Below are 25,292 nucleotides of genomic sequence, written 5' to 3'. Positions count from 1 at the left end.
CGCACACACCGGACCGGGCCCGGTTCTCGCTCCCGGGCCCGGTCCGACGGCTGAGCTGCCTCACGCGTCGATGCGCGACCGGTCCAGCGTCGCCGCCGAGCTGGAGATGAACTCCTTGCGGGGTGCGACGTCGTTGCCCATCAGCAGGTCGAAGACCTGCTCGGCGGAGTCCAGGTCGGTCAGGTTGATCCGGCGCAGGGTCCGGCGGCGGGGGTCCATGGTGGTCTCCGCCAGCTGGTCGGCGTCCATCTCGCCGAGGCCCTTGTAGCGCTGGATGGAGTCCCTGTACCGGATGTTCTTGCTCTGGAACTCCATGAGCTTGTCGCGCAGCTCGCGGTCCGAGTACGTGTAGACGTACTTGTCCTGGCCCTTCTTCGGCTGGACCAGCTCGATGCGGTGCAGCGGCGGCACCGCGGCGAACACCCGGCCGGCCTCGACCATGGGCCGCATGTAGCGGTGGAAGAGGGTCAGCAGCAGGGTGCGGATGTGGGAGCCGTCCACATCGGCGTCGGTCATCATGATGATCTTGCCGTAGCGGGCCGCGTCGATGTCGAAGGTACGGCCCGACCCGGCTCCTATGACCTGGATGATCGCCCCGCACTCGGCGTTCTTCAGCATGTCCGTCACGGACGACTTCTGGACGTTGAGGATCTTGCCCCGGATCGGCAGCAGCGCCTGGAACTCGGAGTTGCGGGCGAGCTTGGCGGTGCCCAGCGCGGAGTCGCCCTCGACGATGAACAGCTCGCTGCGGTCGACGTCGTCGCTTCGGCAGTCGGCGAGCTTCGCGGGCAGCGACGACGATTCCAGGGCCGTCTTGCGGCGCTGGGCGTCCTTGTGCTGGCGCGCCGCGATACGGGTGCGGGCCGCGGCGACGGCCTTCTCCATGACCACCCGGGCCTGCTGGGCCGCGTCACGCTTGGTCGAGGTGAGGAACGCCTTCAGTTCCCTGCTGATCACGCTGTTCACGATCCGGCGGGCCGCCGAGGTGCCGAGGACCTCCTTGGTCTGGCCCTCGAACTGCGGCTCGGCGAGGCGGACGGTGACGACCGCCGTCAGTCCTTCCAGGGCGTCGTCCTTGACGATGTCGTCCTCGGCGACGCGCAGCATCTTCTTGGTGCGCAGCACCTCGTTCATCGTCTTGGCCACGGCCTGCTCGAAACCGGCGACGTGGGTGCCGCCCTTGGGCGTGGCGATGATGTTGACGAACGACCTGAGCGTGGTGTCGTATCCGGTGCCCCAGCGCATGGCGACGTCGACTCCGAGGTCCCGGGTGACCTCGCTGGGCGTCATCTGGCCGTCCTCGTCCAGGACCGGGACCGTCTCCTTGAAGCTGCCCTGCCCGCTGAAGCGCAGGACATCGCAGACAGGCCGGTCGCCGGCCAGGAACTCGCAGAACTCGCTGATGCCCCCGTCGAAGCGGAACGACTCCTCGCCCTTGCTGCCGCCGTCGCCGAGACCGAACTCGTCACGGACCACGATGGTCAGTCCGGGCACCAGGAACGCGGTCTGGCGGGCCCGCTGGTGCAGCGTGTCCAGGGAGAGCTTCGCGTCCTTGAGGAAGATCTGGCGGTCCGCCCAGTACCGCACGCGCGTGCCGCTGCGGCTCTTGGGGACCTTCTTCACCTTGCGCAGCCCGCTCCCGGCCTCGAACTTCGCGTCCGGTCCGGCCTTCGCGAACGTCCCCGGAACCCCGCGCCGGAAACTGATGGCGTGGGTGTGCCCACCGAGGTCGACCTCGATGTCCAGGCGGGCGGACAGGGCGTTCACCACGGAGGCGCCGACACCGTGCAGACCGCCGGAGGCGGCGTAGGCGCCGCCTCCGAACTTGCCGCCGGCGTGCAGCTTGGTCATGACGACCTCGACGCCGGACAGGCCGGTCTTGGGCTCGACGTCGACCGGGATGCCCCGGCCGTTGTCCCGGACCTCCACCGAGGCGTCGTCGTGGAGGATCACTTCGATGTGGTCGCAGTGACCACCCAGGGCCTCGTCGACGGAGTTGTCGATGATCTCCCACAGGCAGTGCATCAGGCCACGGCTGTCGGTCGATCCGATGTACATGCCCGGACGCTTGCGTACGGCCTCGAGCCCCTCGAGGACGAGCAGGTGCCGCGCGGTGTAGTTGGATCCGTCCCGGTCTGCTCCTGCCAGCAGCGCAGTGGACGGCACGGATGTCTCGGCGGTCACGCGGTTCGCTCCTCGCTGAATTTCAGATGGGGCCCCGCTGGGTAAGGGCGCGGCTCTGTTCACCGGTCAGAGGGTACCGAGGCCTGGTAGAGCCGGTGTAACGCCACCCTCGTCACGCACTCACCCTAGTCCAGGGTCGCATGCCTGTTCGATCCCTCGATGGGGTGAAGTACACATCACGTTCCCTTCGACGCATGAACCATTTAGGCTCCGGGCACGTCCTCATGAACAAACCGGCAACCCAGCCGGCGGGACCGACACTGACCGACTGCGCGAACCCGTACGACACAAAGACACGCACTACGGCACATTCGCCGCCAATCGGCAACAGCCGGCCCCTCGGAAATTTTTTTCGAGGAAAAGCCACGAGCGGGAACGTTTTGGGGCTGGTTGGATGTTGACCCTGGTACGACAGCTCGTCGAGCTAGAGAAGAGGCGACGTGACTACTGTTCTGACTTCCGCAAGCCCGCTGACGGCCGCCGATCGCTGCGACCGCTGCGGCGCCCAGGCATACCTGCGCGTCGTCCTGCTGAGCGGCGGAGAACTGCTCTTCTGCGCCCACCACGGTCGCAAGTTCGAGCCGGAACTCAAGAAGATCGCCGCTGAGATACAGGACGAGACGGAGCGGCTGACGACCGTTCCGGCATCTTCCGCCGAGGAAGAGCGCTGACTCAACGCGCCCGACGACGAGCCGAATCGGCACAGGCCGATGAACGGGCGGCCGCCTCCGGAACCCGGAGGCGGCCGCCCGTGCTCGTACCCGAAAGGCTCTCAGCGGTCGTCAGACGCCACCGCGCTGCCGCGCGGCCGTACCGTCCCAGCCCAGCGTCCGCAGTATCGAGGAGACGCGCGTGTACACCCCGGGACTGCCCGGGCGTCCGCAGCCACTCCCCCAGGACACGAGACCGATGAGCCTGCCCTGACCGACCAGCGGTCCTCCGCTGTCCCCCTGACAGGCGTCACGGCCACCGGCCTCCTCCCCGGCACAGAGCATGGTGCTCGGGAGGTAGTGCCCGTCGTCATTGCCCGGATACGCCCGCTCGCAGGACGCGTCGGGCAGTACGCGCACGCGGGACGCGTGCAGGCCGTTCGCGTAGTCTCCGGCGCCCGAGGTGTCCCCCCAGCCGTAGACAAGGGCACCGGTGTCCGGCGTGTACGCGGGGTCGCCCTCCGCCGCCATCCCTATGACCGAGCCGGCGGGGAGGGTTTCGGACAGCGTGAGCACCGCGAAGTCGCCGGCGTTGCTGCCGTCGTCGTGCTCCGGATTCACCCACACGGAGCGGACGGGGATCTCCTGACCCCGGTCCGACAGCAGGTCGGTCCGGCCCGCGATGACTCTCAGGTCGTCCACCTGTTCCGGCGGCGACCCGAGAACCTCCTCCCCCAGACAGTGCGCTGCCGTGAGCACGGTGGTCCGGCCGACGGCCACTCCGCCGCAGAACTGTCCCGCCCGCGTACCCCCGAACCGGTCACGACTGGACAGGGCGACGGTCCACGGACTGTCGGACACCTCGACCGGAAAGCCTCCGACGACGATGCTGTCGGCGGCCGCGGGGGCGGCGGACCCCAGCGGTATCGCGGTCGCCGCGGCCGCCAGCACCAGCGGCCGGGCCAGTGTCCGGGCAGAGAGACGACGCATGCGGACTCCTCACTCCTAGGTGGTCATGGGACACCCAGAGTGATCCAGTACGCGGTGGCGCGCACCCGCTGCCCAGCGCGGAGGCCCGGTTCCGCACCTGGCGGGACCGGGCCTCCGTCGCTCGTACTGCGTGCTCGTACTGCCGGCTACGACCTAGTCGAGGTAGTCGCGCAGCACCTGGGAGCGCGAGGGGTGACGCAGCTTCGACATGGTCTTCGACTCGATCTGGCGGATGCGCTCACGCGTGACGCCGTACACCTTGCCGATCTCGTCGAGGGTCTTCGGCTGACCGTCGGTGAGGCCGAAGCGCATGGAGACGACGCCCGCCTCGCGCTCGGACAGGGTGTCGAGAACGGAGTGCAGCTGCTCCTGCAGGAGTGTGAAGCTGACCGCGTCGGCCGGGACGACCGCCTCGGAGTCCTCGATGAGGTCACCGAACTCGCTGTCGCCGTCCTCGCCGAGCGGGGTGTGCAGCGAGATGGGCTCGCGACCGTACTTCTGGACCTCGATGACCTTCTCCGGGGTCATGTCGAGCTCCTTGGCCAGCTCCTCCGGGGTGGGCTCGCGGCCCAGGTCCTGGAGCATCTGGCGCTGCACGCGCGCGAGCTTGTTGATGACCTCGACCATGTGCACCGGGATACGGATGGTGCGGGCCTGGTCGGCCATCGCGCGGGTGATCGCCTGCCGGATCCACCAGGTGGCGTACGTGGAGAACTTGTAGCCCTTGGTGTAGTCGAACTTCTCCACGGCGCGGATCAGACCGAGGTTGCCCTCCTGGATGAGGTCCAGGAAGAGCATGCCGCGGCCGGTGTAGCGCTTGGCCAGCGAGACCACCAGGCGGAGGTTGGCCTCCAGCAGGTGGTTCTTGGCGCGGCGGCCGTCCTCGGCGATGATCTCCAGCTCGCGCTTGAGCTTGGGCGCCAGCTTGTCGGAGTTCGCCAGCTTGTCCTCGGCGAACAGACCGGCCTCGATGCGCTTGGCGAGCTCGACCTCCTGCTCGGCGTTGAGCAGCGGGACCTTGCCGATCTGCTTGAGGTAGTCCTTGACCGGGTCGGCGGTGGCACCGGCCGCGGCGACCTGCTGGGCCGGGGCGTCGTCCTCGTCCTCGTCCGACAGCACGAAGCCCGCGTTCTCGGTGCCCTCGGGCTCCTCCGTCGCGGCCTTCGGCTCCTCGGTCGCCTCGTCCTCGAGAAGCTCGCCGTCTTCCTTCTTGGCGGTGGTCTTCTTGGCCGCCGTCTTCTTGGCGGTCGTCTTCTTCGCCGTCGCCTTCTTGGCGGTCGTCTTCTTGGCCGCCGCCTTCTTGGCGGGCGCCTCTTCCTCGACGGCGGCGGGCTCGGTCGCGGGCGCCGCCGGGGCGGCGGGAGCGGTCGCCTTCCTGCTGGTCACCGGCTTCGCCGCGACCGTCTTCGTGGCGGTGCGCTTGGCGGGACTCTTCGCTGCGACGCTCTTTCGGGTGCGCTTGGGCTCTGCGGCACTGACCATCAGCGTCACACCCTCTTCCTCGAGGATCTGGTTGAGGCTGCGCAGTACGTTCTTCCACTGAGTGGCCGGAATCTGGTCAGCTTCGAAGGCCCGACGCACGTCATCGCCGGCGATCTGCCCCTCAGCCTTTCCCCGCTCAATGAGCGCCATGACAGAGACGGACTCGGCGATCTCCGGCGGGAGCGTACGGGATGTGCTGGCCGACACGAACAACCTCTCGGAACGTTGAAAAACGGCTTCCGGCCCCGTCCACGGCGGACAGGGGCCGACCACCGGCTTGGGAATGGGCCGACGGTGCGGGCGGGCCGGGGAGATGCACAGCGCCGTGAACGGCGTCCGTATTCCCTCCGCGGCTGTCACCTCTTAGGTCATCGTGTTGTTCCCAAGAGCGTTACGCCCAATCCGCGTGGCCCGAGTCACACCCCGTAAGCGATCAAAATCGGTCAGATGCGGATAAACAAGGTCATCAACTCCTACCTTGCGACCGCACCGAGAAGGCTCAGCCTCTCATCACACCTTCGGACCCCGTGGAACCACGAGCGGCTCCGCGGGGTCCGAAGGTGACGGCGGCGGCCGGCCACAGCCACAGGAGGGGTTTGGCGTGCCCGGACCGCGCCGTTCCGGCGGAAGGCGGTCAGTGCTCGCGAGGGGCGGGCACCACGCGTTCCACCTCGGGGTGGACGGTCAGAAGTTGACGCATGGCCGCCTCGGCCGCCGCGCCGTCACCGGTGGCAAGGGCGTCGACGATCCTGCCGTGCTGCGCGAGCGACACGTCGTTCGGCCGGTCACAGCCCGTGACCGGACCGCCGGAGACATGGAGGGCGGCGGAGACGATCCCGGAGAGGTGGTCCAGCATCCGGTTGCCCGCGATCTGGATGAGCAGGGTGTGGAACTCGGCATCGGCGCGCGAGAAGGTGAGCGCGTCGCCCTGCCCCATGGCGTGGCCCATGATCCCGACCATGTCGGACAGCCTCTGCTGGACGTCCTCGCGCCCGTGCCCGGCGGCCAGGCGCGCGGCGAGCGGCTCGATCGTCCAGCGCAGCTCGCTCAGCTCGCGGCGCTGGTCGTCGCGCTGCGGGCCGAAGGCGCGCCATTCGATGATGTCCGGATCCAGGAGGTTCCAGTCACTGACGGGACGCACGCGGGTGCCGACATTGGGGCGGGCGCTGACCAGCCCCTTGGCTTCCAGCACGCGAAGGGACTCGCGCACCACGGTGCGGGAGACCTCGAAACGCTGTCCGATCTCCTCGGGCACCAGCGGGCGGTCGGCACCCAGGTCGCCGGAAACGATCATCTGGCCCAGCTGCTGGACGAGTTGCCCGTGCAGTCCGCGGCCACGGTTGCCCGCGGTGCGCCGGCCCACGCGGCCCAGCTCGGGCTCCACCCCTTCCCAGGAGGGCGCCCCGACGCGGTCGACGGCGGGCGTCTCGGCGTACGGGTAGCGGTCGAGTTCGCCCGGGTTCGCGAGGCCGGAGTCGGCGGAGCGGGCGGCGGTCATCATGGTGTGCGCAAGGGTACTCACGCATCCTTTGTCGGCGCTGACCTCAACTCCCTTGAGGTCTTTGGTGAAAAGCACACGAAAGGGTGATCGCTCACCCCGTCGCAATTGACGCCTTATCGGAAAGAAATGGGCTTTCCCCGGGGAGTTGCGCACACGGTCGGAACGGAAGGGTGGGACAGGGGTCGTCAAACCCTGCTGCGCAGGGTCATGAGCAGATAGGCGCAGAGCAGAGTGGTCAGCGACAACGTCATTGCGCCGCCCACCGGTTGGGCGATCAGGCGCAGCACCTCCGCCACGTACCGCTCGCCTCCGAACGGCCACTGGGTCAGAAGGACCTCGCGCACCCGCATCGGCAATCCGGCGGCCGTCCGCACGGACGGGCCCTCCCAGACCTTCTGTACGAGCGGTACGACGACGACCGGAACGGCGACCACCGCCGCCAGCCCGGCGGTGGTGGACCGGAAGACGCCCGCGGCGAGCACTCCGGACCAGGCGCACCCGACGACGAGTGCGAGCCAGCCCGCACTCAGCGCGGGCCAGTCGGCGGGGGCCTCCGCGAGCTCCGGCCCGTAGAAGAGGCGGAGCAGCTCGGCGTCGCAACCCACCGTCAGCGCGGCCAGCAGCAGCGCGGTGGCCGCGGAGACGAGGAGTTTGGCGGTCAGCAGCCCCATACGGCGGGGCACCGTGCCGCGGTCCGCCGCCAGGGCGGGGTGGCGGAACTCGTCGCCGAAGGCGAGGGCGCCGAGCAGCCCGGCGCCGAGCGCGGCGGGCGGCAGCGGGAGCTCTCGCGGCCAGGCGGCCAGGATTCGCGGCTGCGGGGTGTGTCCGACTCGGGCCAGGAACACGGCGGTGACGGCGGACACGAGCAGCACGACCGCACCGGTGACGAACCCGGTTCGGACGCCCACCGCGCGACGGAGTTCGTAGCGCAGGGGACGGAGGGGGCTGGGCGCGGAGCGGACGGAGATCGGCGGCGGCAGCGTGGCGGCCGCTTCCCGGGTCCGCGCGCTGCCCGGGGCGAGGGTGCGGAGCGGAGCGGCGTCGAGCGCGGAGGGACGGGGAGCGGGTGCGGAGGGACTGGGAAGGGGCTCGGAGGGACTGGGAGCGGGTTCGGGGTGGTGGCCGGGGACGGGGGCCTGGCGGGGGCCGGGAGTGCTGTTCGGGACGGTCCCGGATGCGGGGCCGTCCGCGTCTCCGTGCCCGACGCTGTGCCCGTCTCCGTCTCCGCGAGTGACGCCGTCCGTGGCGGGTGACGGGAGCGCGCTCGGCGTCTCGGGGCCCGGCCTCCCTGCGCTCGGCGTGCCTGTGCCCGGCGCTCGGTCACTGTCCCCCTCCCGTTGCTCCTGCTGCCGGGCTGCCGGAATCTCGCCGGCCCCGGGGCCCATGTCACCGACCTCGTCGGCGAGTTGGTGCACGAGGATGCCGTGCCGGAAGGCCGTCTCGCCGACGTCGGCGCACGTACTGCCGTACACCGCCAGCCGGTTGCCGCCCTCTCGCACCACCTCGACGGAACGGCGTGCCGCGCGTGCCTCCTTGGTCACCAGCGACGCGAGGCGGGCGGCGTACGGGCTGCGCACGGCGACGCGGGGGCGCAGCCGGGTACGGGAGAACTCCGCCGCCTCCTGGTCGGCGACGACCCTGCCCCGCTCGAGCGTGACGACGTGGTCGGCGCTGCGTGCGGCCTCCTTGGGATCCGCTGTGCTGAACAGGACCGTGCCGCCCTGTGCGGCATGCGCGCGCAGGGCTCCGTGCAGTCGTCGGGCGTCGTGGGCGGAGAGTGCGCCGGCGGGATCGTCGAAGACCAGGGTGTGCGGGTCGGGAACCAGGGCGCAGGCCAGTCCGAGGCGCCGGTCCATGCCCCGGGAGAGGGTGCCGAGGCGTTCGTCGCGCAGGCTCAGGAGACCGACCGACTCCAGGACCTCGTCGGCCCTGCGGACGGGAACGCCGGCGGCGGCGCACAGCATGCGGAGGTGGCCGCGCACCGTACGGGCGGGGTGTCCCGGAACGTCCCCCAGCAGCACGCCGACCTCGCGTGAGGGGTGGGCGATGCGGTGCAGGGGGCGGCCTCTGAAGTAGGTGAGACCACGGCCCTGCTGAAGGTCGAGCATAAGTCTGAGTGCCGTCGTCTTGCCGGCGCCCGATGCTCCGAGCAGCGCGGTGACGCGGCCCGCGCGCGCCTCGAACGAGACGTCGTCGACGGCGGGCGGAAGCTCCTTGCGGGGGTTGCTGGTCAGTCCGAAGGCCTGGATCACCCGTAGCAAGATAGCGTGTGATATCCGGTTTTTCGGGCATCGTACGGGCCCGGCGTCACACCTCGGGACGGAGCATCGGCGGGTTGAGGAGGGTCGCGCCGCCCGCGCGGAAGAGCTGGGCGGGACGGCCGCCCTGGCGGGTGGTCGTGCCGCCGGTGGGGACGAGGAAGCCCGGGGTGCCCGTCACCTTGCGGTGGAAGTTGCGGGGGTCGAGCGCCACGCTCCAGACCGCCTCGTAGACACGGCGAAGCTCGCCCACCGTGAATTCGGGCGGACAGAAGGCGGTGGCCAGGGACGAGTACTCGATCTTGGAGCGGGCTCGCTCCACGCCGTCCGCCAGGATCTGGGCGTGGTCGAAGGCGAGCGGTGCCACCACCTCGTCGGCACGGCCGTAGCCGCTCTGTTCGAGCAGTTCCTCGACCGGCGCCCAGCGGGCGTTGCTGGCGTCGCCGCCCGCTCGCGGTGCGGGCAGGTCGGGGGCGAGCGCGAGGTGGGCGACGCTGACCACCCGCATGCGGGGGTCGCGCTCGGGATCACCGTACGTCGCGAGCTGCTCCAGGTGGGCGCCGTTGTCCTGGGTCGGTGCGGCAGGGTCGTGGACGCACAGCCCGGTCTCCTCGGCCAGCTCCCGCGCCGCCGCCTGCGCCAGGTCCTCGTCGGCCCGTACGAACCCGCCGGGCAGGGCCCAACGGCCCTGGAACGGCGGCTCGCCCCTGCGCACCGCCAGCGCGCACAGTGAGTGGCGACGCACGGTCAGCACGACCAGGTCCACAGTGACGGCGAAGGGCGGAAAAGCTGACGGGTCGTAGGGCATGCGGCGATCATAGTCGTCTGCCTGACGATAAACACTCCCTTCGCCCACCGCTTCGCCGCTGATCCACTTCCTCCCGACCTGTGGCTCCCAGCCCGTCAGCGCCCGCGTACGTCCATGCCTCGGTCGCCCGCCTCAGGGACGCTCCCTGTCCCCGTGGCTCCCGCGCTCTCCCGTGCCCGCACCCTCCGGGCGGGCGTCCTCCCGGCCGGTGACCGGCGTCGCCGGAGCGTGGGGGCGGGTCCGGCCCGTGCGTGGGATGCCGGGGCGAGCGGCTCCGGAGGCGGTGCGGCTGGGCGTGGTCTCGGTGCCCGGCCGGTGGCCGCCCGCCCTCGTCCGGCGTCGGACGCCGGAGGGCGGGGCCAGGGAGCGCCTGCGGCGCCGACGGCCGGGCCGCGCGGCGGACGAGGGCCGGGCCGACTCCCCTTCCTCTTCCTCTTCCCCATCCACGGCCGCAGCGCCGCGCCCGTCGTCGTGCGCGGTGGTGGCTCCCGCACCTTGGCCGCTTTCCCTGCCCTCGCGTAGGCAGCGGCGGATCGACTCGGGGTCGAGGCCCTCGTTGCACGCCTGGTGCAGGAGCCGGGCGAAGAGGTAGTCGGGGTCCGCGCCGAGGGCCATGGCCAGTGCCTCTCGCGCCTCCAGTTCGTCACCGGTGGACCAGGCGACCCAGCCCGCGAGGGTGAGGGGCGCGGCCGCGTGCTCGCCGTACGGCCCGACGCAGCGTCGGGCCAGGGCCCGCCAGAGGCGCATCGCGGGTGCCGCCTCGGCGCCCTCCATCCACGCGGCGGCACGGTCCCGCGTCGTACGGTCCTGGAGTCCCAGGATCAGAGCCGCCGCCTCGTCGTGCCCGAGCAGTTGATCGTCCCGCACGTCCTCGGCCTGCGCGCCGGACACGGGCGGGGCCGCGGCGAGGCGTCGCATGATCCGCTCCGCCGTCTCCAACGTCTCCTCGGCCACCTCCGCCCGGCCGGCGGCGTCCAGGATCCTGGCGACCAGTGTCGTGGCGGCCGCGTCCAGGGCGGCCGTCTGCTCGACCGCCTCCGCGTGCTCCCCCGGAAGCATCCTGGCCCGCAGCTCGGTGAGCGAGCCGCGCACCCGGATACCGGCGTAGGTGGCCGCCGCGGCCAGCACCGACGTACCCGGCAGTCCCACGGGGAGGCCGTCGGCGGGGCAGCAGGCCTCTTCGTCGCAGCAGTACGACCAGAAGCGCCCGTCCGAGATGCACAGGGCTTCGACGACGGGAATGTCGAGGGCACCGCACTCGACACGGAGCTTCTGGGCCAGCGGCCGCAGTCGCTCCATCACCTCCCGGCCACTCTCGCCCCGACGAGGTTCCTGGCAGAGGTAGGCGACCATCTGCTCGGGCCGCACCCCTCGGCGCTCGCTCCCCGTCACCAGGCCGTGAACCAGTTGTCCGGCCGCGCCCGCCCAGTCGTCCGGGCTCGCCGGAATGCCGAGCCGCGCGCGGCCGCCGAACCGGCCCCGACCGTCCCTGTCGCGCAGAGCCGCCAGGACGATGCTGTCCTCGGGGCGGTACCCGAGCAGGTACGGCAAGGCGTCCGCGAGCTCGGCGGGGGTGCGCAGGGTGACCTGGTGTTCGTCAGCGGGGCTCTCGGGCGCGGCGCCGTCGGCCCTCGCCTCCTCCCGCGCCCGCTCCCGCTCCGCGGCTCGCGAGATGTCGCCGTTCTCGTCGGATCCAGTCGTTTCGCTGTGGTTCGTCATGACTGGACGATCTCGCGGATCGGGAAACTCCGCTTTGCCCTGTGGACAACTCCCGACAGGGACACGTCACCTCGGGTGTTTCCTGCCATCGGGGAAGCGCACCCCGCCCTCGCGGAACCGCATCGACGTGCCGCCCCACGCGGCCTCGACGCGTTGCCGGGCGACAGCCGCCGGGGGCCAAAAGCCCTTATCCGGCCAGGGCCAGGACGAGCGGGAGCACCTCGTCGGCACCGGCCTGGCGCAAGAGGCGTGCGCCCACGGCCAGGGTCCAGCCGGAGTCGGTGAAGTCGTCGACGAGCAGGACCGGACCGTCCGTGGCGGCCAGCGCCGTGGCGAGCTCGCCGGGCACGGTGAACGACTCGGCCAGGGCACGCAGCCGCTGGGCGGAGTTGCTGCGATGGGCGGCGTAGTCGTCGGCGTGGGGGGTGTGGGCGAGGCTGCCCAGCAGCGGGAGCCTGCCGACCCGCGCCACTCCCTCGGCCAGTGAGACGACCAGCTGGGGGCGGGTGCGGGAGGGTACGGCGACGACGCCCACGGGCCTCGCCATCGCGTCGGGAGCGCCGGTGGCCCAGCCTCCCGGTGAGCGGGCCCAGTCGGCCAGCACCGTCACGACGGCGCGCAGCACATCGTCCGGTACCGGACCGTCCGCCGCCTGCGCCGACAGGAGCGGTCGCAGACGGTTGCCCCAGCCGATGTCCGACAGCCTTCCCAGTGCCCGCCCGGTAAGTGCCTGCTGGCCTGCGGGGATGCGGCCCTTGAGGTCCATGCCCACCGCGGCGAGCCCGGTCGGCCACATCTTGCGCGGCTCGACCTCCGCGCCCGGGCGGTCCAGCTCGCCCGTCGCCGCCGCGAGGGCCGCGGAGGAGACGGCGGGATCGAGCCAGGGGCCGGCGCAGGTGTCGCAGCGACCGCAGGGGGCCGCCTTCTCGTCGTCCAGCTGCCGCTGCAGGAATTCCATCCGGCACCGCGTGGTGGACACGTAGTCCCGCATGGCCTGCTGCTCCGCCTGCCGCTGCCGGGCCACCCAGGCGTACCGCTCCGCGTCGTACGCCCACGCCTGTCCCGTGGCGGCCCAGCCGCCCTTCACCCGCTTGACCGCGCCGTCCACGTCCAGGACCTTGAGCATGGTCTCCAGCCGCGATCGGCGAAGGTCCACCAGCGGCTCGAGCGCCGGGAGCGACATGGGCCGCCCCGCCTCCTCCAGCACCGCCAGTGTGCGCCGGACCTGCTCCTCCGGCGGGAAGCCCACCGAGGCGAAGTACGCCCAGATCGCCTCGTCCTCCCGCCCGGGCAGCAGCAGGACGTCCGCATGGTCCACGCCTCGCCCGGCGCGTCCCACCTGCTGGTAATAGGCGATCGGGGACGAGGGCGACCCCACATGCACGACGAAGCCCAGGTCGGGCTTGTCGAAGCCCATGCCCAGCGCCGACGTCGCCACGAGTGCCTTCACCCGGTTCGCCAGCAGATCCTCCTCCGCCTGCAACCGGTCGGCGTTCTCCGTCTTCCCCGTGTAGGACGCCACCGGATAGCCGCGCTGCCGCAGGAACGCCGCGACCTCCTCCGCCGCAGCCACCGTCAGGGTGTAGATGATCCCGGAACCGGGCAGCTCCCCCAGCCGCTCCCCCAGCCACGCCAGCCGGTGCGCCGCGTCCGGCAGCACGAGCACGCCCAGCCGGAGGCTCTCCCGGTCGAGCGGCCCCCGCAGAACCAGAGCGTCCCCGCCGCCCGTGCCCAACTGCTCCGCCACGTCGGCCGTGACCCGCGCGTTGGCGGTCGCCGTGGTGGCCAGCACCGGCACTCCGGCCGGCAGCTCGGCCAGCATCGTGCGCAGCCTGCGGTAGTCGGGGCGGAAGTCGTGGCCCCAGTCGGAGATGCAGTGCGCCTCGTCCACCACGAGCAGGCCGGTCGTGGCCGCGAGCTTGGGCAGTACTTGATCGCGGAAGTCGACGGAATTGAGGCGCTCCGGGCTCACCAGGAGGACATCCGTCTCACCCCGCTCGACCTCCCCGTAGATCGCGTCCCACTCCTCCGGGTTCGCCGAGTTGATCGTGCGCGCCCGGATCCCCGCCCGCGCGGCCGCCTCCACCTGGTTCCGCATCAGCGCCAGCAGCGGCGAGATGATCACCGTGGGTCCCGCGCCACGCCGGCGCAGCAGGGCGGTGGCGACGAAGTACACGGCCGACTTGCCCCAGCCGGTGCGCTGCACCACCAGGGCCCGCCGATGCTCCTCCACCAGGGCCGCCACCGCCTGCCACTGATCCTCCCGCAGCCGTGCCGAGCCCTCACGGTCGCCGACGAGCTCCGCGAGGACGGCGTCGGCTTCGGTACGGAGTTCCACGTGGTCCATGCCCCCATGCAACCCGATGGCACTGACAATCGGCGAATCCGGAACGGACCGTGGCGTGTGCCGTGCCCCATGCGTCGCCCGGTGACACTCCGGGTAGGGATATAGAACGCACATCAGCCGATATGGGTCCTCGGTCTCAATTGCTCGTTGCCGCATCCAAGTTCGACAGGAAGAATTGAAGTCCGCTCCCCGCACGGCCCTCCGTGACCCGGCAGGGCTCCGCTGCGGTGCGCGCTCCCCGAATCCGACCCTGCCCGCAGTGTGGGCGCGTAGCCGAAGGGAGGAACGTGACCTTCGGATTCGCTCCGTCCTCGGCGGCCTCGTTTTCGTCGTCCGCCGTTTCCGCCACTCGCATGCTCGAACCGGCGGAGTGGGCCGCCGCCGGAATCCCGCTGCTGCGCAATCCCCGCGAGGTCGTCACCGGGCTGCACTCACGGCACCGGCCCGAACCGGCGACGGCGGTCGTGGCCGTACTCGACCCGGACGAACGGCTGCGCGCCAGCGCCTCGTTCACCAGCCGCCGCTCCCCCGCCGACGGATGGATGTTCCGCAACGCGCTGCTCTCCCAGCTGCGCCGCGTCATCCCGCACGACCTGCGGCGCCGCACTCCGGTGCGCACCGCCGTGCTGCTCTACTGCCGTGAGGGCGACGGCCGCTGGACGCAGGAGGACGGCGCGTGGATGTGGGGGCTGCGGGACGCGTGCACACTGCACGGGCTGCGCTGCGGCGCGTACATCACGCTGACCCGGGACGGCTGGCAGGTCCTCGGCGAGGGCCGCGGCGGGCGTCGGCCCAACGCGGCGTCGGCGCCGGAGCCCTTCGCCACGGCGGAGTCACCGCCCCCGCCGCCACGCACCGGTGGTGTCGCCTCGGACGTGCTGCGCCGCGCCGCGGCCCGCTGAGCACCGCGGACGGGCGGACTCGGCGAGGCCGCCACGACGGAGGCGACGACGGACCGCGGCCCGGGCGGTTGCACCCTTCGGGGATGCCCCGACCGGTGCGAGACCCGTCGGCGCGCCGGCCGTGCCGGGCGTCCGGCAGCGTCCGTACGGCCTCCGAGTCCCGGCGACCGGCACGTGCACCTGCCGGTGCACCGGCTTCCCGCGTCGGGCCCGGACCGGCCGGGCACCGGAGACCCTCTGGGCACTCGGGCAGGCCGAAGCCGCCACCGTGCCAGGGGCTCCGGCCGGACGCCGGGTGTGTCGCACCGGCGTCCGCCGCGCTCGGCGGAACGGGCTCAGACGCCCGCGCCCAGCACCGAGTTGATCCGCTGCGGATCACCGCAGACGATCAGCAGGGCGCCGGCCCTCAGGTGAGCCACGGTCAGGGCGGTGACAGCGGCGGCCTCGGGGCCGCCGTTGAGCGCGACCACGACCACGGCCCGCGACGCGGCACGGTCGGCGACGGCGGCGTCGGTGTAGAAGACGTCGTCGCCCGCGTCGTGCTGCGCCCAGTAGGCGGCATCGCCGAAGGACAGTTCGTGGGCCGCCCACGGGTGGAGCTCGCCGGTGGTGATCACCAGCACGTCACCGGGGGTACGACCCGAGTCCAGCAGCAGGTCCACGGCCTCTTCGGCGGCGTCGAGCGCGCCGTCGGGCGTGGCCGGGATCAACTGGATCTGCGGGGCGGCCGAGGTGGCTTCCGGGGTGGCCGAAGGGGCCGGACCCGAAGGTCCGGGTTGGGTAGCCGCGGCCGTGTCGCGCGACGCGCGTTGCGCCGGCGGCGCCGGCCGCACCGGGCCGGGACGGCCGGGGCGCGGCGGAGCCGCGGGACGGGGGCCGGGTACGGGGCGGGGGGTCGGCGCGGTGCGGCCACTGGCCGGAGTGGCGCGGGGACCCTGGGCCTTCTCGTGAATCTGAGGCTCCTCGGGAATGAGAGGCATGAGCTGATATTTATCAAACGTTGGTGCGGCTCGCGTCGGCGGGTGGCACATACCTGCGAGCGGAACCGTCAGAAATCGAATCCGAGCTGACCCTCGATTTCCGGAACGCTTCCCTCCACCCAACTGCGGACCTTCTTGAGGTGCTGCCACTGGGGCAGCGCATCAAGATACGCCCACGACAACCGGTGGTGCGGGGTGGGGCCCCGCTCCTCCAGTGCGGCCTTGTGCACGGGCGACGGATACCCGGCGTTGTCCGCAAAACCGAAGTCTGCATGGTCGACACCCAGTTCGGCCATCATTTTGTCGCGCTGGACCTTGGCGAGCACCGAGGCCGCCGCGACGGCGACGCAGGACTGATCGCCCTTGATCACCGTGCGAACCCGCCAAGGGGCCCCGAGATAGTCGTGCTTGCCGTCGAGGATGACGGCGTCGGGGCGGACGGGCAGAGTCTCCAGGGCCCGCACCGCCGCCAGTCGCAGCGCGGCGGTCATCCCCAGCGCGTCGATCTCCTCCGGGGAGGCGTGCCCCAGGGCGTAGGACGTGACCCAGGTCCGCAACTCCACCTCGAGTTCGGTGCGTCGCTTGATGGTGAGCAGCTTGGAGTCGGTCAGGCCGACCGGGGGTCGGCGCAGTCCGGTGATCGCGGCACAGACGGTGACCGGACCGGCCCACGCGCCGCGCCCCACCTCGTCGACACCGGCAATGATCTTCGCTCCGGTCGTGGCGCGAAGGGAGCGCTCGACGGTGTGAGTAGGTGGTTCGTACGGCATGGCGCCCCCAGCGTACGCCGCTGCGATCGCCGGGCGACACCCCGGTCGCCCAAAACGGGAGCGGCGTCCTGGCCGGCCGGGGTCAGGGGTTGTCGGGCCGCAGCAGCGGGACCATCAACTGGTCGATCATTTCCTCGAGCTCGCGATCCGTCCATTCACTTGCACAAATCTTGGAGCGGTACATCATCATCGCCGGGATGGCGTCGCAGACGTATGCGTTGACCGCGTCCCGCCGGACCTCCCCCCGCTCCATTCCGCGCTCGATGACCTCGCAGAGCAGCTTGAGGGTCGGCTCGACGACACCCTTGATGATCACCGCATGGAAGCGCTCGGCCTGCGTGGTGTCGCATTCGTGAATCACGGAGCGCAGAGCGAATCCGGGCCGGGAGAACATCGCGTCGCGCGCCCTGCGGCACAGCTCCAGCAGGTCCTCACGCACGCTGCCACGGTCGGGGGCCGTGTCGAAGTCCGGCAGCCCGGACCGCAGCGCGTCCGCGACGAGGTCTTCCTTGGAGGGCCAGCGTCGGTAGACGGCGGCCTTGCCGGTCTGCGCGCCCGCGGCCACCCCCTCCATCGTCAGGCCCTTCCAGCCGACGGTGCCGAGCTGGTCCAGCGCGGCCTCGAGGATCGCGCGCTCCAGGACCGCGCCACGCCGGCGGGAGGGCGTCCGGGCGGAGGCGGACGCCCAGTGCGAAGCAACCATGTCGGAGGTCTCCAGAAAGCGGTGAAAAACGGGTATTCGGGGATATGGCACGCATCGCGCGGCCGCGACGGGGACCGGACGCGCGACGACACGACAAGTGAACGGTTGCGTTCACTGTCTCCGAGTCACTAACGTTGAAGCAACAGTGAACGCGAGCGTTCACTAAATCGTTCGTGGGGGACACATAGTGACAACCTCTTCTCTGATCAAAGACAAGAAGCCGGGAGCGGCCCGCCGGGAGGGGCATCCCGGCATCGCACTCGCCGTCATCGCGGCCTGCCAACTCATGGTCGTACTCGACGCGACGATTGTGAACATCGCGCTCCCGCACATCCAGAACGCGCTCGAATTCAGCACCACCGACCTCACCTGGGTCGTCAGCGCCTACACGCTCACCTTCGGCGGCCTGCTCCTGCTCGGCGGCCGAGCCGGTGACATCCTCGGCAGGCGCCGGGTCTTCATGACGGGCATCCTGCTGTTCACCTTCGCCTCGCTGCTCGGCGGTTTCGCCCAGGAACCCTGGCAGCTGCTGGCCGCGCGCGTCCTGCAGGGCATGGGCGGCGCGATCGCGTCGCCCACATCGCTGGCCCTTATTACCACCACTTTCCCCGAGGGACCGGAACGCAACCGGGCCTTCGGCGTCTTCGCCGCCGTATCCGCGGGTGGCGGTGCCATCGGCCTGCTGGCGGGCGGCATGCTCACCGAGTGGCTCGACTGGCGCTGGGTGCTCTTCGTCAACGTGCCCATCGGCATACTGATCGCCGTGCTCGCGCCGCTCTACATCAGCGAGTCCGAACGGCACTCCGGCCGCTTCGACATCGCCGGGGCGGTCACCTCGACGGCGGGCATGGCATCTCTCGTCTACGGCTTCATCCGGGCCGCGGACGAGGGCTGGCGGGACAACCTGACCATCGGCTCCTTCGCGGCCGCCGCGGTCCTGCTGCTGGCCTTCGTCCTCATCGAGCAGCGGGCCAAGGAACCGATCACCCCGCTGAAGATGTTCCGCGACCGCAACCGCTCCGGCACGTACGTGATCATGCTGAGCCTGGCCGCGGCAATGTTCGGCATGTTCTTCTACATCGTGCTGTTCGTGCAGAACGTGCTCGGTTACACCCCCATCGAGGCCGGTCTGGCCTTCTTGCCGGTCACGGTCGTGATCGCGCTCGGTGCCGGTCTGTCGCAGCGCTTCCTGCCCGTGTTCGGCCCCAAGCCGTTCATGATCGCGGGCTCGGCGCTCGCCGCGCTCGGGCTCGGCTGGCAGGCCCTCATCAGCTCCGACAGCTCGTATGTCGGAGGGATCCTGGGACCGATGCTGATCTTCGGCTTCGGCATGGGGCTGAACTTCGTCACGCTGACGCTGACCGCGGTCTCCGGCGTCGCCCAGCACGAGGCGGGCGCCGCGTCGGGTCTGCTCAACGCGATGCAGCAGGTGGGCGGATCGATCGGTCTGGCCATCCTGACGACGGTCTTCGGCACGGCCAGCAAGGACGAGGCGGAGAAGCAGGTGCCCGACTTCCTCACCAACGGTTCGCCGGAGCAGAAGGCGGAGTTCGCCCAGACGCACCAGCTGCCCGCGCCTTGGTCGCACGACGTGCTGGCACAGGGCATCTCGGCCGCCTTCATCCCGGCCGCGGCCATGGCCGTACTCGCCCTGGCCACGGCCTGGCTGGTCATACGGGTACGCAAGAGCGACCTGGACGCCCTGTCCGGCACGGCCGGGCCGGGTATGGGCTGACACCCCCGCACTGCGGGCGCTCGACGTCGCCGCCCCGCTCGGCCGACCGAGCGGGGCGGCAAGGAGCACCACGGACAGCAGCGCGACGAACACCGACAGCGCCTCCACGTCCCACCCCCATGACCTTCCTGTCTGCCCGGGGCCGTGCCCCGCGCAGCGGTTGTCATGACAACGCGCATGCGATCACGCAGAGTTCCCTCCGGACACGGAGAGTTTTCGCTGAGGGATCCGGTCAGGTCGGTGTCGTCATCCAGGCGGGCAGCGCCTCGACCCGGTCCGCCCACTCGGCCGGGGGCGCCCCCGCCGTGCCGGCCGCGATCACCCCGCCCACGATGGCACAGGTGGTGTCGACGTCACCGCCCACCTGGGCGGTGGTCCAGAACGCGGTCTCGTAGTCCCGGAGGGCGCGCGCCGCGGACCAGAGGGCGAACGGCACCGTGTCATGGGCGGTCGTACGCCGACCGCAGCCCAGGACCGCCGCCACCGTGGCCGCGTCGCCGTAGTCGAGCATGTCCCGGGCGCGTCGCAGTCCCGCGCCCACCGCGCTCTTCGGTACCAGCCCGATCACCCCGTCGAGGAGTGTGTGCGCGGAGGGCGGGCCGGCCGGATCGGCGGCCAGCGCCGCTGCCGCGGCGACGGCCATGGCGCCGACCACGGCCTCACGGTGCTGGTGTGTCGGGTAGGCCGAGATCTCCGCCTGGTGGGTCGCCTGTTCCGGATCGTCCGCGTACCAGGCGCCGAGCGGGGCGATGCGCATGGCGGCGCCGTTGCCCCAGGAGCCCTGGCCGTTGAACAGTGCCGCGGCCAGCTCGCGCCAGTCGCCGCCTTCGCGGACCAGCCGCAGCAGCCGGTTGACCGCGGGTCCGTATCCCCGGTCGAAGTCGTGGTGGTGGGCGAAGGAGTGCGCCAGGGCATCCTGGTCGATGCGGCGATGGGCGGCCAGGACGGAGACGACGGAACAGGCCATCTCCGTGTCGTCCGTCCACTGCCAGGTACCGGACGGCAGCTCGCGGCGCCCCAGCAGCGGGTAGTTCGCGGGAACGAAGAACTGTGAGCCCAGCGCGTCCCCGACCGAAAGTCCGCGCAGGCTGGAAAGGGCGCGGTCCAGGCGCCCGTCAGAAGAAGAATGAAGGGTCATCGCCCCGCCACTCTATCCGGTGATCCCGTACGGTTCCGGATCTCGCCAGCGTTCGAAGGGCCGGTCAAGGGTGTACTTGCCGTCCTCACCGAGAACGAGCATCCGCATCTCGGCGTTCCCGGGGTTGGACAGCGACTCGAACTCCGCGACGGTCCAGTGGAACCACCGCATGCAGAACAGCCGCATGGCGAGCCCGTGCGTCACCAGCAGCACATTCGGGGGATGGTCGGGGTCCTCGAAGCTGCGGAACAGGCTCTCCAGGAAGCCGCCGACCCGGTCGTACACGTCGGCGCCGGACTCGCCCTGGGCGAAGCGGTAGAAGAAGTGCCCGTAGGCGTCGCGGTAGGCCTTCTGCAGGCGCACGTCGTCGCGGTCCTGCCAGTTGCCCCAGTCCTGCTCCCGCAGCCGGGGCTCCTCACGTATCCGTATGAGGTCCGGGTCGAGGTGGAAGGCGCGGAGCGTCTCGTGGGTGCGGCGGTACGGGGAGACGTACACGCTGATCCGCTCGCCGCCGAACACCTCGCGCAGCCCCTTGCCGGTCTCCTCGGCCTGCGCCCGGCCCCGGTCGGTGAGGGCGAGCGCGTGGTCGGGTTCACGCTCGTACACGGTGTCATCGACGTTGCCGGTCGACTCGCCGTGCCGGACAAGAACGATGCGCCGTGGTCGTGCCATGCCAGAACCCTAGATCGAGACGGGCGGAACCAAGCACCCGTACGGGCTCCGTACGGCGTACGTCACACAGTTTCCACACCTGGGGGAAGGTATGCGGGTGCGGGTTCGGATCTCAAACGGTCCAGGAAGGTTCCAGTTGCACGATGTCGCCCGTCAGCGCCGCGATGTCGGCCTCCGTCTGGGCGCGCAGGGCGAGCCGCTCCACCCGCTCGGTGCGGTACTTCCCGTGCTCGGCGGCCGACAGCCACATGGACAGCACGAGGTACTCGTTGTACCCGTGCCCCGGGGCCTCGCCGAACAGGCCGCGGATCATGCCGGGCGAGCCGGCCATCGCCGGGTTCCAGACCTTCTCCTGCATGAGGACGTAGTGCTCGGCCCGTTCCTCGTGGACCCGGCACAGCGCCACCCGCAGCAGGTCGGCGTCGGTGAAGCGCGGCTCGAACCCGGTCTTCACGTCGAACCGGTGGTCGAAGAGCCTGACCTGGGCGTCCTTGAAGGTGCCCACCTGGGCAGAGGCCAGCCGGTCGTGGGAGCGGGCCATGAAGGAGTCGTAGAAGGCACGGCTCTCCCAGAAGGCGAAGACGTGCGCCACGTCCGGCCGCCCCCGGCTCCAGCCACCCCCCTGTCCCCGAAAACCCGGCTCCCCCGGAAGCCCCGCCCACTTCCGCTGCCCCCGTTCGAAACCGCGGCGGTCCACCACGGTGCAGCGAATCCACTTGACCAGCACCGCGCCATGGTAAGGCCAGGGAACCCGGCACCGGTCGCTCTCCGCGGGACCGCTTGCCCGCACCCCCGTCCCGGTGCGTGGCAGGATGGACAACCGGCCGTCACCGTCCGGCAGTTCTGGTGGCCGGGCAGGGCGGGGGACCTGGGAAGGGGAAGTCTGTGAACGGCCTCAGCAAGGGCATGCGCAAGGTCGAGGTCGCGCTGCGGTGGGACCCGAGTCCGGCGGGGCAGCCACCCGCCGATCTGGACCTCGTCGCCGGAACCTATCCGGCCGGTGACCCGTACGGCACCCCCGCCTACGTGGTGCACTTCGACAGCCGCTCGCCGGACGGCACGATCTACCTCAACCGGGACAGCAAGGACGGCAAGGGCTTCGGTTTCGACGAGGTCATGACGCTGGAGCTGGAGCGGCTCGACGCGCGTTACGCGCGCGTGGTGGTGGGCGTCGCCATCCAGCAGCACACCGAGGACCGGACCTTCCGCGACGTGGCCAACCCGGGCCTGCGCATCCGTGAGGGCTACACGGACCTGGCCGCGGAGGACTTCGCCGGCGTTCCGGCCGCCACCGCGGCGACGGTCGCGGAGTTCGTCCGGGACGAGACGGGGGCGTGGGAGTTCCGGGCCGGCGTGCACGGATTCGAGGGGGACCCCGCGACGTTCACCCGGGTGATGGGCGCGGCGCGGCCTTGACGGTGCCCGTGCATGAGTAAGGGGCACCCACCTTGGGGGCGCCCCTTACTCATGGGTGACTACGCACGACTACGCGTCAGCTGCAACCGCTGGTCGAGCCGCAGCCCTCGCAGATGTAGCAGGAGCCGGCGCGCTGCATCTTCGTGCCGCAGGAGAAGCAGAGCGGGGCGTCGGCCTGGATGCCCAGCTGCATCTCCACCAGCTCGGCGCTGGTGTGCGCCTGCTGCGGAGCGGGCTTGGCGGCCTCGACCTCGGCCTTCGGCGTGGCGACGGCCACCAGCTCCTGGGCGCGGGGCGCGGACTGGGCCAGGCCCTCGACGTCCAGCTCGTCGTCGGACGGCTCGTACGACCCGGTCTCCAGGTGGCGCTGGCGCTCCTCGGCGGAGTGGATGCCGAGCGCGGAACGCGTCTCGAAGGGCAGGAAGTCCAGCGCCAGGCGGCGGAAGATGTAGTCGACGATCGACTGCGCCATCCGCACGTCCGGGTCGTCCGTCATGCCGGCCGGCTCGAAGCGCATGTTGGTGAACTTCGAGACGTACGTCTCCAGCGGCACGCCGTACTGGAGGCCGACGGAGACCGCGATGGAGAAGGCGTCCATCATGCCCGCGAGGGTCGAGCCCTGCTTGGACATCTTCAGGAAGACCTCGCCGAGACCGTCGTCCGGGTAGGAGTTGGCGGTCATGTAGCCCTCGGCGCCGCCGACGGTGAAGGACGTGGTGATGCCGGGACGTCCCTTCGGGAGGCGCTTGCGGACCGGACGGTACTCGACGACCTTCTCGACCGTCTCGCGGATGGCCGCCTCGGTCTTCTCCGTGATCTCCGCCTTCTCGTCCTTGGCGGACTTGGTCTTGGCGGAGAGGGGCTGGCCGACCTTGCAGTTGTCGCGGTAGATGGCGAGCGCCTTGACGCCCATCTTCCAGGCCTCGAAGTAGACCTCCTCGACGTCCTCGACGGTCGCCGACTCCGGCAGGTTGACCGTCTTGGACAGGGCGCCGGAGATCCACGGCTGGATGGCGGCCATCATGCGGACGTGGCCCATCGCGGAGATGGAGCGCTCGCCCATCGCGCAGTCGAACACCTCGTAGTGCTCGTGCTTGAGACCGGGGGCGTCGATCACGTTGCCGTGCTCGGCGATGTGGGCGACGATCGCCTCGATCTGCTCCTCCTGGTAGCCCAGGCGGCGCAGGGCCTGCGGGACGGTGCCGTTGACGATCTGCATCGAGCCGCCGCCGACCAGCTTCTTGAACTTGACCAGGGCGAGGTCGGGCTCGAGGCCGGTGGTGTCGCAGGACATCGCGAGACCGATGGTGCCGGTCGGGGCGATGACGGACGCCTGGGAGTTGCGGAAGCCGTTCTTCTCGCCGAGGCGGAGCACGTCCTGCCAGGCCTCGGTGGCGGCGGCCCAGATCGGCGTGTCGAGGTCGTCCATGCGGACGGCCTTGGCGTTCTCGTCGGAGTGCTGCTTCATGACCCGCAGGTGCGGCTTGGCGTTGCGGGCGTAGCCGTCGTACGGGCCGACGATCGCGGCGAGTTCGGCGGAGCGCCGGTACGACGTGCCGGTCATCAGGGAGGTGATGGCGCCGGCCAGGGCGCGGCCGCCGTCGGAGTCGTAGGCGTGGCCGGTCGCCATCAGCAGGGCGCCGAGGTTGGCGTAGCCGATGCCGAGCTGGCGGAAGGCGCGGGTGTTCTCGCCGATCTTCTGGGTCGGGAAGTCCGCGAAGCAGATGGAGATGTCCATCGCGGTGATGACCAGCTCGACGACCTTGGAGAAGCGCTCGGCGTCGAAGGACTGGTGGCCCTTGCCGTCGTCCTTCAGGAACTTCATCAGGTTCAGCGAGGCGAGGTTGCAGGACGTGTTGTCCAGGTGCATGTACTCGCTGCACGGGTTCGAGCCGTTGATGCGGCCGGACTCCGGGCAGGTGTGCCAGGCGTTGATGGTGTCGTCGTACTGGATGCCCGGGTCGGCACACGCCCAGGCGGCCTCGGCCATCTTGCGGAAGAGCGCCTTGGCGTCGACCTCCTCGATGACCTCGCCGGTCATGCGGGACGTCAGGCCGAACTTGCCGCCGTCCTGCACGGCCTTCATGAACGTGTCGTTCACGCGGACCGAGTTGTTGGCGTTCTGGTACTGGACGGACGTGATGTCGTCGCCGCCCAGGTCCATGTCGAAGCCCGCGTCGCGCAGGGCGCGGATCTTCTCCTCCTCCGAGACCTTGGTCTGGATGAAGTCCTCGATGTCGGGGTGGTCGACGTCGAGGATGACCATCTTGGCCGCGCGGCGGGTGGCGCCACCGGACTTGATGGTGCCGGCGGAGGCGTCGGCGCCGCGCATGAAGGAGACCGGCCCCGAGGCGTTGCCGCCGGAGGAGAGCAGTTCCTTGGAGGAGCGGATCCGGGAGAGGTTCAGGCCGGCGCCGGAGCCGCCCTTGAAGATCATGCCCTCTTCCTTGTACCAGTCGAGGATCGACTCCATGGAGTCGTCGACGGACAGGATGAAGCAGGCGGAGACCTGCTGCGGCTGGGGCGTACCGACGTTGAACCACACCGGGCTGTTGAAGCTGAAGATCTGGTGCAGGAGGGCGTAGGCCAGCTCGTGCTCGAAGATCTCGGCGTCGGCGGGCGAGGCGAAGTACTTGTTGTCCTCGCCGGCCTTCCGGTACGTCTTCACGATGCGGTCGATGAGCTGCTTCAGGCTCACCTCGCGCTGCGGGGTGCCCACGGCACCCCGGAAGTACTTGCTGGTGACGATGTTGACCGCGTTCACCGACCAGAACTCGGGGAACTCGACGCCACGCTGCTCGAAGTTGACCGAGCCGTCGCGCCAGTTGGTCATGACGACGTCACGACGCTCCCAGGCCACCTCGTCGTAGGGGTGGACGCCGGGAGTGGTGTGGACGCGCTCGACGCGGAGTCCCTTGCCCGCCTTGGTGCCCTTGGCGCGGGAACTCCGTGCCGGACCGCTCGCCGTCTCTGTCATGCCGCCTCCCTGTACGGGCGAAAACGCCCTGAAGTGCCCCGATTGTTCCCGTGGGCACGG

The 25,292-nt window shown here is 70.6% G+C and carries 19 protein-coding genes; 4 read left to right on the top strand and 15 right to left on the bottom strand.

Annotated elements, in window-relative coordinates; genetic code table 11:
* Window positions 1-60: 60 nt before the first annotated feature.
* The gene (locus tag ACZ7MF_RS29905) at window positions 61-2,184 is read right to left on the bottom strand and encodes a DNA gyrase/topoisomerase IV subunit B (RefSeq protein ID WP_471481357.1); all 2,124 of its coding nucleotides are present in this window, start codon (window positions 2,182-2,184) and stop codon (window positions 61-63) included.
* 440 nt (window positions 2,185-2,624) lie between these two features.
* Here ACZ7MF_RS29905 and ACZ7MF_RS29900 point away from each other — a divergent pair, with 440 nt between their 5' ends.
* Window positions 2,625-2,855 (top strand): DUF7455 domain-containing protein, encoded by a 231-nt coding sequence (locus tag ACZ7MF_RS29900; RefSeq protein WP_030184453.1) that lies wholly within the window; start codon window positions 2,625-2,627, stop codon window positions 2,853-2,855.
* A gap of 111 nt (window positions 2,856-2,966) precedes the next feature.
* Here the strand turns inward: ACZ7MF_RS29900 and ACZ7MF_RS29895 are convergent, their stop codons facing one another.
* From ACZ7MF_RS29895 to ACZ7MF_RS29865, 7 genes are all read right to left on the bottom strand, one after another.
* Complete coding sequence (locus ACZ7MF_RS29895) at window positions 2,967-3,824, bottom strand: S1 family peptidase (RefSeq protein WP_471481354.1); 858 nt, start codon at window positions 3,822-3,824, stop codon at window positions 2,967-2,969.
* 153 nt (window positions 3,825-3,977) lie between these two features.
* Entirely contained in the window at window positions 3,978-5,513 is a 1,536-nt protein-coding gene (locus ACZ7MF_RS29890; RefSeq protein ID WP_471481352.1) for an RNA polymerase sigma factor, read from the bottom strand.
* Window positions 5,514-5,940: 427 nt separating this feature from the next.
* The gene (whiH, locus tag ACZ7MF_RS29885) at window positions 5,941-6,828 is read right to left on the bottom strand and encodes a sporulation transcriptional regulator WhiH (protein ID WP_385360158.1); all 888 of its coding nucleotides are present in this window, start codon (window positions 6,826-6,828) and stop codon (window positions 5,941-5,943) included.
* A gap of 164 nt (window positions 6,829-6,992) precedes the next feature.
* On the bottom strand, window positions 6,993-9,059 hold the full coding sequence (locus ACZ7MF_RS29880; protein ID WP_471481350.1) for an ABC transporter ATP-binding protein: 2,067 nt from the start codon (window positions 9,057-9,059) through the stop codon (window positions 6,993-6,995).
* Between the two features lie 55 nt (window positions 9,060-9,114).
* Window positions 9,115-9,873, bottom strand: a complete 759-nt coding sequence (locus tag ACZ7MF_RS29875; protein ID WP_356862392.1) for an NUDIX hydrolase — start codon at window positions 9,871-9,873, stop codon at window positions 9,115-9,117.
* A 132-nt stretch (window positions 9,874-10,005) separates the two neighbouring features.
* Window positions 10,006-11,592 (bottom strand): DUF4192 domain-containing protein, encoded by a 1,587-nt coding sequence (locus tag ACZ7MF_RS29870; protein WP_471481348.1) that lies wholly within the window; start codon window positions 11,590-11,592, stop codon window positions 10,006-10,008.
* Window positions 11,593-11,779: 187 nt separating this feature from the next.
* On the bottom strand, window positions 11,780-13,939 hold the full coding sequence (locus ACZ7MF_RS29865) for a DEAD/DEAH box helicase (RefSeq protein WP_471481346.1): 2,160 nt from the start codon (window positions 13,937-13,939) through the stop codon (window positions 11,780-11,782).
* 287 nt (window positions 13,940-14,226) lie between these two features.
* Here ACZ7MF_RS29865 and ACZ7MF_RS29860 point away from each other — a divergent pair, with 287 nt between their 5' ends.
* The gene (locus ACZ7MF_RS29860; RefSeq protein WP_361007028.1) at window positions 14,227-14,841 is read left to right on the top strand and encodes a hypothetical protein; all 615 of its coding nucleotides are present in this window, start codon (window positions 14,227-14,229) and stop codon (window positions 14,839-14,841) included.
* 335 nt (window positions 14,842-15,176) lie between these two features.
* Here ACZ7MF_RS29860 and ACZ7MF_RS29855 read toward each other — a convergent pair whose 3' ends face one another.
* From ACZ7MF_RS29855 to ACZ7MF_RS29845, 3 genes are all read right to left on the bottom strand, one after another.
* On the bottom strand, window positions 15,177-15,821 hold the full coding sequence (locus ACZ7MF_RS29855) for a hypothetical protein (RefSeq protein ID WP_471481345.1): 645 nt from the start codon (window positions 15,819-15,821) through the stop codon (window positions 15,177-15,179).
* Between the two features lie 68 nt (window positions 15,822-15,889).
* Window positions 15,890-16,591, bottom strand: coding sequence for a ribonuclease HII (locus ACZ7MF_RS29850; RefSeq protein ID WP_471481343.1), 702 nt, complete (start codon window positions 16,589-16,591; stop codon window positions 15,890-15,892).
* An 82-nt stretch (window positions 16,592-16,673) separates the two neighbouring features.
* Entirely contained in the window at window positions 16,674-17,294 is a 621-nt protein-coding gene (locus tag ACZ7MF_RS29845; protein WP_471481341.1) for a TetR/AcrR family transcriptional regulator, read from the bottom strand.
* Window positions 17,295-17,481: 187 nt separating this feature from the next.
* Here ACZ7MF_RS29845 and ACZ7MF_RS29840 point away from each other — a divergent pair, with 187 nt between their 5' ends.
* On the top strand, window positions 17,482-19,029 hold the full coding sequence (locus tag ACZ7MF_RS29840; protein WP_471481339.1) for an MFS transporter: 1,548 nt from the start codon (window positions 17,482-17,484) through the stop codon (window positions 19,027-19,029).
* A 232-nt stretch (window positions 19,030-19,261) separates the two neighbouring features.
* Here the strand turns inward: ACZ7MF_RS29840 and ACZ7MF_RS29835 are convergent, their stop codons facing one another.
* From ACZ7MF_RS29835 to ACZ7MF_RS29825, 3 genes are all read right to left on the bottom strand, one after another.
* Window positions 19,262-20,167 (bottom strand): ADP-ribosylglycohydrolase family protein, encoded by a 906-nt coding sequence (locus ACZ7MF_RS29835; protein ID WP_471481337.1) that lies wholly within the window; start codon window positions 20,165-20,167, stop codon window positions 19,262-19,264.
* 12 nt (window positions 20,168-20,179) lie between these two features.
* Window positions 20,180-20,839, bottom strand: a complete 660-nt coding sequence (locus tag ACZ7MF_RS29830) for a histidine phosphatase family protein (protein WP_361007040.1) — start codon at window positions 20,837-20,839, stop codon at window positions 20,180-20,182.
* Between the two features lie 112 nt (window positions 20,840-20,951).
* Window positions 20,952-21,566 (bottom strand): YdbC family protein, encoded by a 615-nt coding sequence (locus ACZ7MF_RS29825; RefSeq protein WP_471481335.1) that lies wholly within the window; start codon window positions 21,564-21,566, stop codon window positions 20,952-20,954.
* Between the two features lie 158 nt (window positions 21,567-21,724).
* Between ACZ7MF_RS29825 and ACZ7MF_RS29820 the strand changes: the two genes are divergently transcribed.
* Window positions 21,725-22,255 carry a TerD family protein gene (locus ACZ7MF_RS29820; RefSeq protein ID WP_471481333.1) on the top strand — a complete coding sequence of 177 codons (531 nt, stop codon included), beginning with the start codon at window positions 21,725-21,727 and terminating at the stop codon, window positions 22,253-22,255.
* A 76-nt stretch (window positions 22,256-22,331) separates the two neighbouring features.
* Here ACZ7MF_RS29820 and ACZ7MF_RS29815 read toward each other — a convergent pair whose 3' ends face one another.
* Window positions 22,332-25,232, bottom strand: coding sequence for a vitamin B12-dependent ribonucleotide reductase (locus ACZ7MF_RS29815; protein ID WP_471481332.1), 2,901 nt, complete (start codon window positions 25,230-25,232; stop codon window positions 22,332-22,334).
* Between the last annotated feature and the right edge of the window lie 60 nt (window positions 25,233-25,292).

The sequence above is a fragment of the Streptomyces sp. NPDC111628 genome (genome assembly GCF_055635195.1).
This window is presented reverse-complemented; position numbering and strand designations above follow the sequence as displayed.

What these genes read in the sequence shown, in the direction of transcription:
- ACZ7MF_RS29895 (WP_471481354.1), bottom strand. Translation starts at nt 3,824, where the DNA reads ATGCGTCGTCTCTCTGCCCGGACACTGGCCCGGCCGCTGGTGCTGGCG.
- ACZ7MF_RS29875 (WP_356862392.1), bottom strand. Translation starts at nt 9,873, where the DNA reads ATGCCCTACGACCCGTCAGCTTTTCCGCCCTTCGCCGTCACTGTGGAC.
- ACZ7MF_RS29870 (WP_471481348.1), bottom strand. Translation starts at nt 11,592, where the DNA reads ATGACGAACCACAGCGAAACGACTGGATCCGACGAGAACGGCGACATC.
- ACZ7MF_RS29865 (WP_471481346.1), bottom strand. Translation starts at nt 13,939, where the DNA reads ATGGACCACGTGGAACTCCGTACCGAAGCCGACGCCGTCCTCGCGGAG.
- ACZ7MF_RS29855 (WP_471481345.1), bottom strand. Translation starts at nt 15,821, where the DNA reads ATGCCTCTCATTCCCGAGGAGCCTCAGATTCACGAGAAGGCCCAGGGT.
- ACZ7MF_RS29850 (WP_471481343.1), bottom strand. Translation starts at nt 16,591, where the DNA reads ATGCCGTACGAACCACCTACTCACACCGTCGAGCGCTCCCTTCGCGCC.
- ACZ7MF_RS29845 (WP_471481341.1), bottom strand. Translation starts at nt 17,294, where the DNA reads ATGGTTGCTTCGCACTGGGCGTCCGCCTCCGCCCGGACGCCCTCCCGC.
- ACZ7MF_RS29835 (WP_471481337.1), bottom strand. Translation starts at nt 20,167, where the DNA reads ATGACCCTTCATTCTTCTTCTGACGGGCGCCTGGACCGCGCCCTTTCC.
- ACZ7MF_RS29830 (WP_361007040.1), bottom strand. Translation starts at nt 20,839, where the DNA reads ATGGCACGACCACGGCGCATCGTTCTTGTCCGGCACGGCGAGTCGACC.
- ACZ7MF_RS29815 (WP_471481332.1), bottom strand. Translation starts at nt 25,232, where the DNA reads ATGACAGAGACGGCGAGCGGTCCGGCACGGAGTTCCCGCGCCAAGGGC.